The 14,224-nt window shown below is 65.2% G+C and carries 15 protein-coding genes; 11 read left to right on the top strand and 4 right to left on the bottom strand.

Translation table 11 applies throughout. The features are described from left to right. Positions 1 to 7: 7 nt before the first annotated feature. From fabG to G335_RS0111085, 9 genes are all read left to right on the top strand, one after another. Positions 8 to 745, top strand: coding sequence for a 3-oxoacyl-ACP reductase FabG (gene fabG, locus G335_RS0111045; RefSeq protein ID WP_018176793.1), 738 nt, complete (start codon positions 8 to 10; stop codon positions 743 to 745). Between the two features lie 128 nt (positions 746 to 873). Continuing rightward, positions 874 to 1,113 carry an acyl carrier protein gene (gene acpP, locus G335_RS0111050; protein WP_018145676.1) on the top strand — a complete coding sequence of 80 codons (240 nt, stop codon included), beginning with the start codon at positions 874 to 876 and terminating at the stop codon, positions 1,111 to 1,113. Positions 1,114 to 1,242: 129 nt separating this feature from the next. Next, a complete protein-coding gene (fabF, locus tag G335_RS0111055) occupies positions 1,243 to 2,463 on the top strand; it encodes a beta-ketoacyl-ACP synthase II (protein ID WP_018145677.1) in 1,221 nt (406 codons plus the stop codon). A 15-nt stretch (positions 2,464 to 2,478) separates the two neighbouring features. Further along, positions 2,479 to 3,828 (top strand): aminodeoxychorismate synthase component I, encoded by a 1,350-nt coding sequence (locus G335_RS0111060; protein WP_018176794.1) that lies wholly within the window; start codon positions 2,479 to 2,481, stop codon positions 3,826 to 3,828. Next, entirely contained in the window at positions 3,825 to 4,637 is an 813-nt protein-coding gene (locus tag G335_RS0111065) for an aminotransferase class IV (protein ID WP_018169778.1), read from the top strand. Before G335_RS0111060 ends, G335_RS0111065 begins: the two co-directional genes overlap by 4 nt. Further along, positions 4,624 to 5,658 (top strand): endolytic transglycosylase MltG, encoded by a 1,035-nt coding sequence (gene mltG, locus G335_RS0111070; RefSeq protein ID WP_018176795.1) that lies wholly within the window; start codon positions 4,624 to 4,626, stop codon positions 5,656 to 5,658. The genes G335_RS0111065 and mltG overlap by 14 nt, the downstream gene beginning before the upstream one ends. A 17-nt stretch (positions 5,659 to 5,675) precedes the next feature. Then, entirely contained in the window at positions 5,676 to 6,329 is a 654-nt protein-coding gene (gene tmk, locus G335_RS0111075) for a dTMP kinase (RefSeq protein ID WP_018176796.1), read from the top strand. A 7-nt stretch (positions 6,330 to 6,336) separates the two neighbouring features. After that, positions 6,337 to 7,326 (top strand): DNA polymerase III subunit, encoded by a 990-nt coding sequence (locus G335_RS0111080; protein ID WP_018176797.1) that lies wholly within the window; start codon positions 6,337 to 6,339, stop codon positions 7,324 to 7,326. Positions 7,327 to 7,423: 97 nt separating this feature from the next. After that, positions 7,424 to 7,762, top strand: a complete 339-nt coding sequence (locus G335_RS0111085; protein WP_017941553.1) for a PilZ domain-containing protein — start codon at positions 7,424 to 7,426, stop codon at positions 7,760 to 7,762. Between the two features lie 84 nt (positions 7,763 to 7,846). Here the strand turns inward: G335_RS0111085 and G335_RS0111090 are convergent, their stop codons facing one another. After that, positions 7,847 to 8,980: an aminotransferase class V-fold PLP-dependent enzyme gene (locus G335_RS0111090; RefSeq protein WP_018176798.1), complete on the bottom strand. Its 1,134-nt coding sequence runs from the start codon at positions 8,978 to 8,980 to the stop codon at positions 7,847 to 7,849. Between the two features lie 360 nt (positions 8,981 to 9,340). On the opposite strand from G335_RS0111090, the gene G335_RS0111095 reads away from it, so the two are divergent. Then, entirely contained in the window at positions 9,341 to 10,711 is a 1,371-nt protein-coding gene (locus G335_RS0111095) for a KamA family radical SAM protein (RefSeq protein WP_018176799.1), read from the top strand. 38 nt (positions 10,712 to 10,749) lie between these two features. Then, positions 10,750 to 12,108 (top strand): adenosylmethionine--8-amino-7-oxononanoate transaminase, encoded by a 1,359-nt coding sequence (locus G335_RS0111100; protein WP_026287897.1) that lies wholly within the window; start codon positions 10,750 to 10,752, stop codon positions 12,106 to 12,108. Between the two features lie 248 nt (positions 12,109 to 12,356). Here the strand turns inward: G335_RS0111100 and G335_RS0111105 are convergent, their stop codons facing one another. The 3 genes from G335_RS0111105 to G335_RS0111115 all read right to left on the bottom strand — a co-directional run bounded on the left by G335_RS0111105 (position 12,357) and on the right by G335_RS0111115 (position 14,192). Beyond that, the gene (locus G335_RS0111105; protein WP_018169771.1) at positions 12,357 to 13,109 is read right to left on the bottom strand and encodes an S-methyl-5'-thioinosine phosphorylase; all 753 of its coding nucleotides are present in this window, start codon (positions 13,107 to 13,109) and stop codon (positions 12,357 to 12,359) included. 22 nt (positions 13,110 to 13,131) lie between these two features. Beyond that, positions 13,132 to 13,683, bottom strand: coding sequence for a hypoxanthine-guanine phosphoribosyltransferase (locus G335_RS0111110; RefSeq protein ID WP_018169770.1), 552 nt, complete (start codon positions 13,681 to 13,683; stop codon positions 13,132 to 13,134). Between the two features lie 140 nt (positions 13,684 to 13,823). Continuing rightward, positions 13,824 to 14,192 carry a DsrE family protein gene (locus tag G335_RS0111115; RefSeq protein ID WP_018145688.1) on the bottom strand — a complete coding sequence of 123 codons (369 nt, stop codon included), beginning with the start codon at positions 14,190 to 14,192 and terminating at the stop codon, positions 13,824 to 13,826. Positions 14,193 to 14,224 lie beyond the last annotated feature (32 nt).

The following is a 14,224-nucleotide window of genomic DNA, read 5'->3' on the forward strand; positions in this document are numbered from 1 at the left end:
CACAACCATGTCCGACAGCAAACGTGTAGCCCTTGTAACCGGTGCAAGCCGCGGAATTGGCGCGGCCATTGCCCGCCGTCTGGCGGAGCAGGGCCTGCAGGTGGTGGGTACCGCGACCAGTGCGTCCGGCGCCGAGCGGATCACCGAAACCCTGAAGCAATGGGGCGGGCGCGGCATTGCGATGGACGTTACCGACGCGGACTCCGTCGCGACCGGCCTGCAGGCGATCCAGGAACAGGAGGGTCCGATCGAGGTGCTGGTCAACAATGCCGGCATTACCCGCGACAACCTGTTCATGCGCATGAAGGACGCGGAATGGGACGCGGTCCTCGACACCAACCTGTCCGCTGCCGTGCGCCTGACACAGCGCCTGCTGAAAGGCATGATGAAACTGTGCCGCGGCCGCATCATCCTGGTTGGTTCGGTCGTGGGCTCCACCGGAAACGCCGGGCAGACCAACTACGCCGCCGCAAAAGCCGGCCTTGCGGGATTTGCTCGCTCCCTGGCGCGCGAGGTCGGCAGCCGCAGTATCACCGTGAACACGGTCGCACCGGGTTTCATCGATACTGACATGACCCGGGAACTGGGCGATGACACCAAACAGGCCCTGCTCGGACAGATTCCGCTGGGGCGCCTGGGGGCGCCGGAAGAGATCGCCGCGGCCGTCGGTTTCCTGGCCTCCGAGGAGGCCGGGTACATCACCGGCGAGACCCTGCATGTGAACGGCGGGATGTTCATGCACTGATCACGACGGGTCGGCTGCAGGCCGCCCGCACGGCCCGCTGCGCGGATCGCTAGATCGCGGCGGGGCTTTTCTCTAGAATGGCGGACCTTTCAACGAAGCCGCCTCACACTGAAGGGGATTTCTGAACCATGAGTAGCATTGAAGAACGCGTCAAGAAAATCGTTGTCGAGCAGCTGGGTGTCAAGGAAGAGGACGTGACCAACGCGGCCGGCTTCGTCGACGACCTGGGTGCGGATTCGCTGGACACGGTGGAACTCGTCATGGCGCTCGAGGAGGAATTCGAAACCGAAATCCCCGACGAGCAGGCGGAAAAGATCACCACCGTGCAGCAGGCGATCGATTACATCAACGAGCACATGAAGGACTGATTCGACGCCTCCGGGCGCCGATCAGGACGACGCGAACGGGCCTTCCTGCGCGCAGGGCGGCCCTTCGTCGTTGCGCTGAGCGCGTAATTTCAGTCTTTCGAGGAGAACACATTGGCTAAGCGACGTGTCGTGATTACCGGACTGGGGATCGTCTCCCCGGTCGGATCCACTATCGACAAGGCCTGGAGCAACATCAAGGCCGGCAAGAGCGGCATTTCCCCCATCGATGTCTTCGATGCCTCGGACATGCCGGTGAAGATTTCCGGCGCGGTCCGGGACTTCGAGGCCAATGACTACGTCCCGCCGAAAGACCAGAAGAAGATGGATACCTTCGTCCTTTACGGGATCGCGGCGGGGCTTCAGGCCCTGGATGACTCCGGGCTGGAAGTCACCGAGGAGAACGCCGAGCGGATCGGGGTGGCCATTGGCTCCGGCATCGGCGGGCTGCCCTATATCGAACGTTCCTACGGCGCGTATCTGAAGGGCGGGGCGCGCAAGATCTCCCCATTCTTCGTGCCCAGTGCGATCATCAACATGGTGGCGGGGAATCTGTCCATCATGCGCAACCTGCAGGGCCCGAATATCTCCATCGTCTCGGCGTGCGCCACTGGCACCCACAATATCGGCGACGCCGCTCGCATGATCGCTTATGGCGACGCCGATGCCATGGTCGCCGGCGGGGCCGAGATGGCCACCACGCCACTGGGCATTGGCGGCTTTGCTGCCGCCCGCGCGCTGTCCACTCGCAATGATGATCCCGAGCGCGCCTCGCGTCCCTGGGACAAGGATCGCGATGGCTTTGTGCTGAGCGATGGCGCCGGTGTGATGATGCTCGAGGAGTACGAGCACGCGAAGGCCCGCGGGGCCCACATCTACTGCGAAGTGGCCGGCTTCGCCTGGAATGCGGATGCGCACCACATGACGCAGCCGGTCCAGGATGGTTCCGGTGCCGCCAAGTGCATGCATCGTGCCTTGAAAGATGCCGGTGTGAATCCGGAAGAGGTTGGGTACATCAATGCTCACGGAACCTCGACCCCCGCGGGTGACCTGGCGGAGACCCAGGGCCTGAAGAAGGCCTTCGGCGATCATGCCTACAAGCTCATGGTCAACTCCACCAAGTCGATGACCGGCCACCTGCTGGGTGCCGCCGGCGGGATCGAGGGTGTGTTTACCGCCCTGGCGCTGCGCGATCAGGTGTCACCGCCGACCATCAACCTGGATAACCCGAGCGAAGGGTGCGACCTGAACTACGTGGCCAACGAGGCACGCGAGATGAAGACCAAGGTCGGCCTGTCGAACTCCTTCGGTTTCGGGGGCACCAACGGCACCCTGGTGTTCCGCAGCATTTGACGTTGCGGCGCCGCCATGGCGGTCCATGAACTGGCCGCCGGGGTCGACTTCGCGGCCCTGGCGCGGCGATTCCCAGAGCGCTATCCCCACCTGCTGGAGTCGGCCCTGATCGGGCAGGCTCCCGCTCGTTTTTCCATCCTGTTCGCCTTCCCCGGCCGCACGTTCTCCAGTGCGGCCGGGGAAGACGTGCTTGGCGTGCTGGACCAGGATCTCTCGAGCACACCACCACTCGACCCCGAAGACGCCGCATATGCCCATCTCCCGTTCCTCGGGGGATGGTTCCTGTACGCCGGCTACGAACTGGCCTGGCGCATGGAGCCGGCCCTGGGTGACTGCCGATCGGACCCCTGGCTTCCGGATGCACTGGTGACCTATTTTCCGGCGGCACTGGTCCACGATCACCACGAGGGGACGACCTGGTTCGTCGACGAGGCAGGCGATTACGCGCGTTTGGAGCGGGTTGAGTCGGACTGCGCGACAGTCCGGGGCCAGCCGAGTCCCGCATCCGAGCCGCTGCCCGCCCTGGCCCTTCAGGAGGAGGACGCCCAGCGCTATCGCGACGCAGTGATGAAGGGTCTCGAGTACATCCGGGCCGGCGACACCTTTCAGGTCAATCTGTCCCGCGAATGGCGTGCCACCGCCACGCAGCCGCTGGATCCGGCGGGGCTGTACACCCGCTTGCGCGAGGCCAATGCCGCGCCGTTTGCCGCATGGCTGCAACTCCCCGGCGCTCACGTGATCAGTTCCTCGCCTGAACGGCTGGTGTCGGTGGAAAACGCCATGGTCGAGACCCGGCCGATTGCGGGGACGCGTCGCCGCGATCCGGATGCGGAAGAAGACCGGCGTCTTTTCAGTGAGTTGACGTTCAACATCAAGGAACGCGCCGAGCATGTCATGCTCGTGGATCTGGAACGCAATGATGTCGGGCGCGTGGCCGAGATCGGTAGCGTGCGTGTGGCGGAGCTGATGACCATCGAGAGCTATCGCCGGGTGCATCACATCGTCTCCAGCATTGTCGGGCGCCTGCGCCCGGGCACCACCACGGCCGACATCCTGCGCGCGGTCTTTCCGGGCGGCACCATCACCGGCTGCCCGAAGATCCGCAGCATGCAGATCATCCAGGAACTGGAACAACAGGCCCCGCGTGGGGCCTACACCGGCGGCTGCGGGTACGTCAGCCGCCACGGCCGCATGGATACCAATATCCTGATCCGGACCCTCGTCGTTCGGGGGAACGAACTGCGTTTTCGGGCGGGAGCCGGCATCGTCGCGGACTCCGATCCCGAGCGCGAGCTGGAGGAGACCCGGCACAAGGCACGCGGCCTGCTGGAGGCGCTGCAGGGGGCGGGGGAGAAGAGCCCATGATCCTGGTGAACGGCGAGCGCGAGGGGCGGGTATCGCCATTGGATCGCGGGCTACTCCTGGGTGACGGCCTGTTCGAGACGCTACGGGTGCGACAGGGCCGACCGCAGCTATGGTCCTACCACTGGGCCCGCCTGACGCGCGGGCTGGAGCACCTCGGGTTTCCGCAACTCGGCGAGACCGAGGTGCTGGACGAGATTGCCCGAGTGGCGACCCTGCCAGCCTGCATGGTGCGCCTGACGGTGACCCGGGGTGAGGGGCCAAGGGGCTACGCGCCGCCCGCGGCACCGGCACTGACTCGGATCGTCAGTGCCGGTCCGGCGCTGGACGACACCGCCCCCACTGAACGCGAACCCCTGAGCCTGGGTTGGGCCGCAGTGCCGATCGGCGTAAACCCGGCGCTCGCGGGTCTCAAGCACACCAGTCGCCTGGAGCACGTGATGGCCCGGCGCAGCTGGCAACCGGGCTGGGACGAGGCAATCCTCCACGATGCGCTGGGGCGCGTGGTCAGCGCCACGCAGGGGAATCTCTGGCTGCGCGAAGGGTGTACCTTGCTCACCCCGCCGGTGGATCAGTCCGGGATCGCCGGTACGCGACGCGCCTGGGTCCTCGAGCATGCCGAACGGTTCGGGTTCGAGGTGATCGAGGCGTATCCGGAGCGCGCGCGTATCGGGCGCGCCGATGCGCTCTATGTCAGCAACGCGCGTATCGGGATGACCCCGGCCGTGCTGTCCGAAGGGGACAAGCGGGGGCCTGCGTGGCAGGATGATCCGCTGTATTCAATGGGAATTGCATTGCATGAAGCGGATTAGCCTCGCTGTCCTGGCGCTCCTGGTCGTTCTGGCCCTGGGCGCCGCCTGGTGGCTTAGCGAACACTACCAGGCGCAGCTGGATACGCCGATGGCGCTGGACGCCTCGGAACGCTTTCAGTTGGAACCGGGGCAGGGGTTGCGTTCGGTGAGCAGGACTTTTGCCGAACGCGGCTGGGTGGATTCTGCCTGGGTGCTCGAGGCCTATGGACGGCGTCAGGGCATTGCACCGCGTCTCCAGGCAGGAGAATACGCCGTGACGCCGGGCATGACCCCGCGCGAACTGATCCATGCGATGGCTCGCGGCGAGGTGGTACAGCATCGCCTCACGTTCCCGGAGGGCTGGACCATCCGCCAGGCGCTGGCCGCCCTGCGCGAGCACCCGGAACTCATCGGGCCCGCCGAATCGGTCGGGGTCGACAACCTGCTGGAGGCACTGGGGCTCGAGGACCTGGGACACCCGGAAGGATGGTTCCTGCCGGACACCTATTTCTTCGGCTCCGGAACCGAGGCCCTGACGGTGCTGCATCGCGCCCACCAGGCGATGGGCCTGCACCTGGACCGCGCGTGGGAGGACCGCATCGAGGACCACCCGGTGAATTCCCCCTATGAGCTGCTGATCCTTGCCTCCATCATCGAACGCGAGACCGGGCGCGGGGACGAACGTGACCGGGTGGCCGGGGTGTTCGTGAATCGGCTCAAGCGCGGCATGCGCCTGCAGACCGATCCCACCCTGCTGTACGCGCAGGAGCCCGGCGTACAACGCCTGACGCGCGCCGAACTGGACCGCGATCATCCCTACAACACCTACACCCGTGCCGGGCTCCCGCCAACGCCCATCGCCCTGCCGGGGCGCGCGGCCTTGCAGGCGGCGGCACGTCCGGCCGAAACCAATGACCTGTTCTTCGTCTCGCGCGGCGACGGCAGTCATCATTTCTCCGAGACCTATCGTGAACATCGCGAGGCCGTGATCCGCTACCAGCTGGGCGGGGATGGCAGCCGCTACGGCATACGCAACCGGTAACTGGAGACGCCCTGCACATGGAACGCTCGCCCCATCCCGGCCATTTCCTGGTCCTCGAAGGCATCGAGGGCTCGGGCAAGACCACCCAGATCGAGCGTGTGGACACCGCGCTGCGCGCTGCCGGACACGCGGTGCGCAACACCCGGGAGCCGGGCGGGACCGCCCTCGGCGAACGCCTGCGCGGCCTGCTGCTGGACCCCGACCTGCCGGGCATGTGCGCCGAGTCCGAGCTGCTGCTGATGTTCGCCGCGCGGGCCCAGCACCTGCACGAGGTGATTCGGCCGGCTCTGCAGGCCGGCGATTGGGTGCTTAGCGACCGCTTTACCGATGCCTCGTTTGCCTACCAGGGGGCCGGGCGGGGACTCGGCTCCCAGCGGGTCGCGCAGCTGGAGGACTGGCTGCAGGGCGATCTCCGCCCGGATCTGGTAATCCTGCTGGACATCGACCCACAGACCGGGCTCGATCGAGCCGTCCAGCGCGGCCGGCGAGACCGCATCGAACGCGAGGCGCTGGACTTCTTCGAGCGCGCACGCCAGGCGTATCGGGAACGCGCCGAGCGAGCGCCGGGACGCTATCTGGTCGTGGATGCATCCGCGGACCCGGACACGGTAGCCGAGCGCATCCTCGCGGGCGTGCGCGAGCGCCTGCCGTTGCACGCGCTGGAGGGTTAAGGGGGCCATGGCTGCGCCAGTCACCGACGATACCCTGCCGCCCTGGCTGCAAAAGCCGTGGGAGGCGCTGGCGCGGCGCGGGCGCGAAGGGCGCCTGCCCAGCGGTCTGCTGGTTCATGGCGCTCCGGGCGTTGGCAAGGCACTGCTGACGCGGGCGCTGGTCCAGGCCCTACTGTGCCAGCGCGCGACGGGCACCGAGCTGCCGTGCGGCGAATGCAACGGCTGTCGCAGCTTCCTTGGTGGTGTACACCCCGAGGTGATGACGCTGGAGCCGGAGGAGGCGGGCAAGGAAATCCTGATCGCGGCGGCCCGCGAGGCGATCGAGTTTCTCTCGCTGTCCGGTTCGGGCGGGCTGCGCAGCGTGATCATCCGCCCGGCCGATGCCCTGAACACGAATGCGGCGAATGCGCTGCTGAAGACCCTGGAGGAACCCCCGCCCAGGGCCATGCTGATTCTCGAGGCAGCGCAGCCGGCGCGCCTGCCAGCGACCATCCGCAGCCGCTGCCAGATGGTCGAGATCGCCACGCCGGGGCCTGCCGAAGCAACGGACTGGCTGCGCGGGGCCGCCGATGACCCTGCGGCAGTGGACGAGGCCTATGCCGCCAGTCTCGGGCGTCCGCTGGCCGCCCGCGAGATCCTGACCGACCCCGACCGTATGGCGCGCTGGGAACAGGACCGCGAGGCCCTGACCCTGCTACTGCGGCGCCCCGGGGTGACACCGATGGCCAGTGCCATGCAACGCAGCCTGCCGGAATCCCTGATCCCACGAATCCAGGCCCTGCTGGTTGCGGCCCAGCGCCTGCTCGTGAACGGCGAGCCGGACGCGTTTGGCCGGCAGTTCCCGCGCGATCGACTCGAGGACTTCGCGCGCCGCATGGGACCGCGGCGGCTGGCCGAACTTTCGAATCAAGCGCTCGGCTGGCAACGCCAGGCCTCGCGCCAGCTCAACCCGCAGCTGCGCATGGAAGACATCGCATTGAGCTTCCTCGAGCAGTAAGGCGTCACACGCCACGAGTACAGTCGGGGTGGCGCGGTATCGGTGCGATGGGCGATACTGCCAGACCCAGTACGATTTCAGGTCACACGGAGGGTCTATGGCCGGGCAGGGCATGCTCACCTTGGCAATCAAGGAAAAACCCGCGCTGTATGCGGCATACATGCCGTTCGTGACCAATGGCGGTCTATTCATCCCGACCGACAAGGCTTACAAGCTCGGAGACCAGGTCTTCCTGCTGCTGTCACTGCTGGAGGATTCGGATCGCCTTCCGACCCCTTGCACGGTGGTCTGGATTACGCCACCGCGCGCCCAGGGCAACCGGCTGCGGGGCATCGGCGTGCAGTTCAACAAGTCGGACAAGGGTGTGACCCACCGCCGCATCGAGGAACATCTGGGCGGCATGCTGAACTCCGACCGCAAGACCCATACCTTCTAGAAGAGACGTCCTTGCGGACGACGCCTCGCGCCCTTGGGGCGCGCTCCCACGCGCGTTACCACCGGCCGTTCTCCGCCGTACCTCTCAGCGTACCGTAGCCGCGCCGGCTTCTCGGATGGCCTCGCCCAGATACTCCAGCGCCTGGTCGATCTGCGCCCGCGTCAGGTAGAAGTGGGGCGCAAAGCGGATCCCGCCGCCTCGCATGGCACACAGGATGCCGCGCCCCTGAAGCCTCGCGTATAGCGCTTCCAGGTCATCCACCGGCGGTCGGAACGTCAGGATGCCGGCACGCCGGCCGCGCGGTGTCAGGATTTGGCAGCCGTGCGCAAGCAGGCCTTCTTCCAAATGTAGCCAGTGCTCGCGGATCTCGTGGTCGATGCTGTCCAGCCCGACCTCCAGCAGAAGGGAGAGACTGGCGTGCAGGGCGTGAATCCCGAGCATGTTCGGACTGCCCGGTTCGAAACGCCGCGCACTCGTGGCGGGCTCGATCCCCGGGTTCGAGAAATCGCCGGCATGCGCCAGCATGTTCCAGCCATATTCCTGCAGCGTCAGCCGTTCGCGGATCTCCGGGTTTACGTAGAACACCCCGATTCCCTCGGGCGCCAGCATCCACTTGTGGGCATCGGCCATCACGAAGTCGGCATGGCAACCCGGGGCATCGAAGGGCAGGGCGCCCAGGTGCTGGATCGCATCAACACAGAACAGGATGCGCCGCGAGCGCAGTTCCGCACCCAGCGCCTGGATGTCGACCCGCAGCCCGGAGTCGTAGCGCACAGCACTGGTGGCCACCAGGCGGGTCCGCGCATCACATGCGGCCAGCAGGTCGCGCTCCGGTTCCTCGCCAATGGCGACCTCGCGCGCCTCGATGCCGAAACGCTCTGCGGCGGCCAGCCAGACGACACGATTGGACGGGAACTCGTGCGCCGGGAACACCACATTGTCGCCCGGCTGCCAGTCCAGGCCGAAGGCCACCATCGACAGCGCCTCGGACGTGTTCTTCACGAAGGCAATGTCCTCTGCGGACGGCGCCCCGATCAACGCCCGTGCGAGTTCCCGCGTCGCGTCGATTTGCTGCAGCCACTGCAGGTAGTCACGCGAGCCATGGGCCACGTTCTCCCGGGCGAAGCGGCAGACCGCGTCCTCGGTGCGCCGGGGCCAGGGGCCCACGGCGGCATGATTGAGGTGGATGATCCCTTCCTGTGGAAACTCCGGGTGCATGCGATCCTCCTTGGCGGGAGCCAAAGGGTAACCCAGTCAGGCGAGGCTTAGAACACCCGGAGAGACGCAGCCGAAGGAGCCCGCCTGCGCACCCGGCGCATCAGCCGCGCCCGGGAACTGGTTGTGAAAATGCGCTCAAGTTGTTAATTTACCGGCTTCTGAAGGTCCCGCTACCCCGCCCATCGACAGCGGCACGGGTCAGCATCTTACTCGCAGCTCTTCCGGACGCCGTTCGCGTGCGAATGGTCATCCCGTATTCCTAGAGCTTGAGCGCCCCGAACGTCCCGGGATACACGCGCATCCTCGCCCATCGCTGCGGCGAGGCACTCCAATTTCAGTTTGTCGGCACAGGAGTCGCGGATGAATTCCGTTGTCCAGTTCTATCGTGATCCCCAGCTTGGTGCGGTCGAGCCGCGCGAGTTCCGCGTCTTTAATGAACGCTCGATCGAACGCATCCCGGCCCTGGCCAGCCTGCCCGAGGCCATACGCTTCGAGATGCAGGTCGTTGCCAGCGTTCTTCCGTTCCGGGTCAATGACTACGTGATCGAGGAGCTGATCGACTGGAGCCGGGTTCCCGACGACCCAATCTTCCAGCTGACCTTTCCGCAACGGGACATGCTGGCCCCCGAGGCCTTCGAGCGCATGGCCGTTCTGCATCGCCAAGGGGCAGGGCGGGCCGAGATCCAGGCCCTCGCGCGCGAGCTGCGCGAGGAGCTCAACCCGCATCCAGCCGGGCAGATGGAGCTCAACCGCCCGAGCGAGGAAGCGGGCGAGGTCATCAACGGCCTCCAGCACAAGTACCGTGAAACCGTGCTGTTCTTCCCCGGCCAAGGCCAGACCTGCCACAGTTATTGCACCTTCTGCTTCCGCTGGGCCCAGTTCGTCGGTGACAAGGAGCTGCGCATCGCCAGCACCGATGCCGCGTTGCTGCACGACTACCTGCGCGGCCATCCGGAGATCAGCGATCTTTTGATGACGGGTGGCGACCCGATGGTAATGAAAACCAAGCACCTGAAGGCCTATCTTGAGGCCTTGCTGGAGCCCGATCTGGCCCACATACAGACCGTACGGATCGGCACCAAGGCCCTGACATTCTGGCCTTACCGATTCGTGACCGACTCGGATGCGGACGAACTGTTGCGTCTACTGGAACGGCTGGTCGAGGCGGGCAAGCACGTGGCCCTGATGGCGCATTACAACCATCCGAACGAATTGCGGACCCCGATTGCCCACGAGGCCATCCGCCGTGTGCGCGACACCGGCGCCGAAATTCGCGCCCAGGGGCCCTTGCTCCGGCACATCAATGACGACGCCGAGGCCTGGGCCAATCTCTGGCGCGAACAGGTACGCCTCGGGATTATCCCGTATTACATGTTCGTAGAGCGTGACACCGGGGCGCGACGCTACTTCGAGGTCCCGCTGGCGCGCGCCTGGGAGATCTACCGCGAGGCCATGAAACAGGTCTCGGGGCTCGGGCGCACCGCCCGCGGCCCCTCAATGAGCGCCGAGCCCGGCAAGGTGGAGATCCAGGGCGTTGCCGAGATCCAGGGCGAGAAGGTCTTCGTCCTGCGCTTCATCCAGGCACGCAACCCCGACTGGGTCCAGCGCCCGTTTTTTGCGCGCTACGATGACCAGGCCACCTGGCTCGATCAGCTCAAACCCGCCTTCGGCGAAGATCGCTTCTTCTTCGAGGACGAGCTGATGGCGATGAAGGCCGAATCGGCTCACTGAGTCCGCCTCAGCCGGACGGGTTTGGCACAATGGACCTCATGGACAACAACACGCTCAAGCAACGCGACCTGCGCACCCTCTGGCATCCCTGTACCCAGATGAAAGACTACGGCGAGGAGGGGACCCTCCCGCTGCTTCCGATCCAGCGGGGGGAGGGCGTCTGGCTGTACGATTTCGACGGCAATCGCTATCTGGATGCCATCAGTTCGTGGTGGGTCAACCTGTTCGGTCACGCCAACCCCCGCATCGGCAATGCGGTGAAGGAGCAGCTCGATCAGCTGGAGCACGTCATCCTCGCAGGCTGCACCCACGAGCCGGTGGTCGAGTTGTGCGAACGCCTGATCGACATCACCCCCGAAGGCCTGAACCGGGTGTTCCTGGCGGACAACGGCAGCGCCGGGGTCGAGGTCGCGCTGAAGATGAGCTTTCACTACTGGCGCAACGTCGATCGCCCGCAGAAGACCCGATTCATTCGCCTGTCCAACAGCTACCACGGCGAGACCCTGGGCGCCTTGTCCGTGAGCGATGTACCGCTGTACAGCGCAACCTACGAACCGCTGATGCTGGACGTCATCACCGTGCCGGCACCGGATTGTTTCGACCGCGAAGACGGCGAAACCTGCGCCGATGTGGCGCGTCGCCAGTTCGACCACATGGAACAGGCGCTGGCGGAACATGCCGATGAGGCCGCCGCAGTCATCGTGGAGCCCCTGGTCCAGTGCGCCGGCCACATGCGCATGTACGACCCTGAATACCTGCGGCTACTGCGTGAAGCCTGCGACCGTCACGGCGTCCACCTGATCGCCGACGAGATCGCAGTCGGCTTCGGGCGCACCGGCACGCTGTTCGCCTGCGAACAGGGGCCAATCACGCCCGATTTCATGTGCCTGTCCAAGGGCCTGACCGCCGGCTATCTGCCCATGGCCGCCGTGTTGACCACAGATACCATTTACCAGGCGTTCTACGACGATTACGAAAAGCTCAACATGTTCCTGCATTCGCATTCCTATACCGGGAATCCGCTCGCGTGCAGGGCCGCACTTGCCACACTGGACATCTTCGATTCCGATCCCGTTCTCGAGAGAAACCGGGAGCTTGCCGCCCATATCGAGAAACGACTTGAACCATTGCGGGAACATCCGCATGTCGCCGACGTGCGCCAGCACGGCATGATTGCGGCGGTGGAACTGGTGCAGGACAAGTCCCGACGCACCCCGTATCCGTGGCAGGAACGTCGCGGACTGCACATCTATCGCCACGGCCTGACACGCGGTGCGCTGTTGCGACCGCTGGGGAACGTGAGCTATCTGATGCCGCCGTACGTGATCACCGAGGAACAGATCGACTTCCTCGTCGAGGTGATGACCGAGGGGATCGAAAAGGCCGTGCGCGCCTGAGGTGCGGGATCAGGCCTAAACGGGAACGGGATTGGGCCTGGCGCAGGCCGCGTTCATGACTTCGGTGGGAGCATCCCGGTCATTCCGCTCGAGACACGCCCATCTTCAATGTCGCATAATACATATTATGTTAAATCGTGGATAAGTGACTGTGCTGGTCGCCTTAGCGAGTCCCTGGACCATGCACGTGCGGTAGCCCGGCGCGGGTTCTCTCCCCGGCCGGACTCCGGATTGTTAACGCCTTGGAGTCAGGAAAGACTGCTGATCACGCGCGTCAGGATCTGTTTCACCCGGGCCATGCCGACATCGAGATTCGCGGCGATGTCGTTCATGGTGATCTCGCCTTCGGCGCGTCCGGCCGCCCAGTTGGCGATTACGGCACAACAGGCGTAGTTCAGCCCCAGTTCACGCGCCAGTGCCGCCTCGGGCATGCCGGTCATGCCCACCAGATCGCAGCCGTCGCGTTCCAGGCGATCAATCTCCGCGGCCGTCTCCAGGCGCGGTCCCTGCGTGGCCCCGTAGGTCCCGTGCTCCACGGCCTCGATACTCAGGTCGTCAATCGCGCGGATCAGCGTCTGGCGGACGCTGTCGCTATAGGGCCAGGTCATGTCGATGTGGGTGACCTCTTCCAGGTCTTTCCCCTCGAAGAAGGTATTCGCCCGTGACCAGGTGTAATCGATGATCTGATCGGGGATCGCGACCATACCCGGCTTCATCTCTTCGCCAATCCCGCCGACTGCAGCCACGGCCACCACGTTGTCGATCCCGGCATTTTTAAGCGCCCAGATATTGGCGCGGTAGTTCACCTCGTGCGGCGGGATGGTATGCCGGGCCCCATGCCGTGGCAGAAACACGATCTCGGTGTCGTTCAGGCGGCCGAACACCAGCGGCCCCGAGGGTTCGCCATACGGCGTGTGCATTACCTGACGCCGGGTGATCTCCAGATCTTTCAGCTGGGTCAGGCCGGTGCCGCCGATGACGGCGATACGGGGTGTGGACATGAGCGCCTCGGACGTCAGTGGTTTATTGGTCGGCCACGGCGAAGATGCCGGGCGCATTGCGCAGATAGTCCTGATAATCCATACCGTACCCGAACAGGTAGCGGTTGGGGGCCTCCAGGGCGGCGTAGTCGACGGTGATCGCCGGGTCCCGCTCCGGGTTGTGCTTGTCCACCAGGACGATGGAGATCACCTGCGCCGCACCCTGCTCCTCGCAGAACGTCTTGATTCCCTCCAGGGTGATCCCGCCGTCGAGGATGTCATCAACGACGACGACGGTACGGTCCTTGAGCGACGCCTGCGGACGTGCCAACCAGTGCAGCTGATCGCCGCCGCGCGTGCCACCGCGATAGCGCGTGGCGTGCAGGTAATCCACCTGCATGGGAAACGACCAGCGGGTCAGCAACCCGCCCATCAGCACCACGCCCCCGTTCATTACGCCCATGACCAACGGATTGCGGTCCTTCAGCGAGGCGGCCGTGCGTTCCGCCAGGCGGTCGATCGCCGTCTCGACGGCATCGCGGCTGAAGAGGCAGTCGGCGTCGCGCAGCGTGGCTCGGGCCTGTTCCGGGCTCATGGCATGTCCTGAGGGTGTCGATGCGGGGAAATCATGTCCGAGCGCCGAAGATTCGGCAAGGTTGGCCTCGCCTTTTCGGAGCCCGGAAACGCAACCGGCCGGCACAAGGGCCGGCCGGCTGAAAACGAACGTCGATAACCTTAGTAGGTAAAGGTGACCGTGTCGTCGTCCATCGCTTCGGAGATGACGTAGGCGCCGCCCACGGTTTCTTCGATCTCCGGAATCAGGTCGTTGCCCCACAGATCCAGCGTCGGGGTGCAGACCTTCATTACGACGCCGGCTTCGTGGGCGTCCTTCATGAAGTCGTAGACGCTCTTGCTGGAGCCTTCCTGCACGAACAGGTTCTCGGCAACGCCCTTCTTGGCGAGCTCGCCAGCACGGCCGGTCATCACGATTTCAACGTCGTATTCCATGGCGGCAGCCACGGTGGCCTGGAAGAACGGGGCACCCAGTTCGGAAGCGTTGCTCGGGTCGGTGTTGACCATGACGATCATGAGCTTATCGGCCATTTTGGATCTCCAACTTCAGTGGTGAGTGTGAA

The organism is Thioalkalivibrio sp. AKL8, from assembly GCF_000380525.1.
Classification (GTDB): Bacteria; Pseudomonadota; Gammaproteobacteria; order Ectothiorhodospirales; family Ectothiorhodospiraceae; genus Thioalkalivibrio; species Thioalkalivibrio versutus.

Coding starts and splice junctions, on each gene's coding strand:
- G335_RS0111110 (WP_018169770.1), bottom strand. CDS start 13,683: ATGAGCCCGGAACAGGCCCGAGCCACGCTGCGCGACGCCGACTGCCTC.
- tmk (WP_018176796.1), top strand. CDS start 5,676: ATGGAACGCTCGCCCCATCCCGGCCATTTCCTGGTCCTCGAAGGCATC.
- acpP (WP_018145676.1), top strand. CDS start 874: ATGAGTAGCATTGAAGAACGCGTCAAGAAAATCGTTGTCGAGCAGCTG.
- G335_RS0111065 (WP_018169778.1), top strand. CDS start 3,825: ATGATCCTGGTGAACGGCGAGCGCGAGGGGCGGGTATCGCCATTGGAT.
- G335_RS0111080 (WP_018176797.1), top strand. CDS start 6,337: ATGGCTGCGCCAGTCACCGACGATACCCTGCCGCCCTGGCTGCAAAAG.
- mltG (WP_018176795.1), top strand. CDS start 4,624: ATGAAGCGGATTAGCCTCGCTGTCCTGGCGCTCCTGGTCGTTCTGGCC.
- fabG (WP_018176793.1), top strand. CDS start 8: ATGTCCGACAGCAAACGTGTAGCCCTTGTAACCGGTGCAAGCCGCGGA.
- G335_RS0111060 (WP_018176794.1), top strand. CDS start 2,479: ATGGCGGTCCATGAACTGGCCGCCGGGGTCGACTTCGCGGCCCTGGCG.
- G335_RS0111100 (WP_026287897.1), top strand. CDS start 10,750: ATGGACAACAACACGCTCAAGCAACGCGACCTGCGCACCCTCTGGCAT.
- G335_RS0111085 (WP_017941553.1), top strand. CDS start 7,424: ATGGCCGGGCAGGGCATGCTCACCTTGGCAATCAAGGAAAAACCCGCG.
- G335_RS0111095 (WP_018176799.1), top strand. CDS start 9,341: ATGAATTCCGTTGTCCAGTTCTATCGTGATCCCCAGCTTGGTGCGGTC.
- G335_RS0111090 (WP_018176798.1), bottom strand. CDS start 8,980: ATGCACCCGGAGTTTCCACAGGAAGGGATCATCCACCTCAATCATGCC.
- G335_RS0111115 (WP_018145688.1), bottom strand. CDS start 14,192: ATGGCCGATAAGCTCATGATCGTCATGGTCAACACCGACCCGAGCAAC.
- G335_RS0111105 (WP_018169771.1), bottom strand. CDS start 13,109: ATGTCCACACCCCGTATCGCCGTCATCGGCGGCACCGGCCTGACCCAG.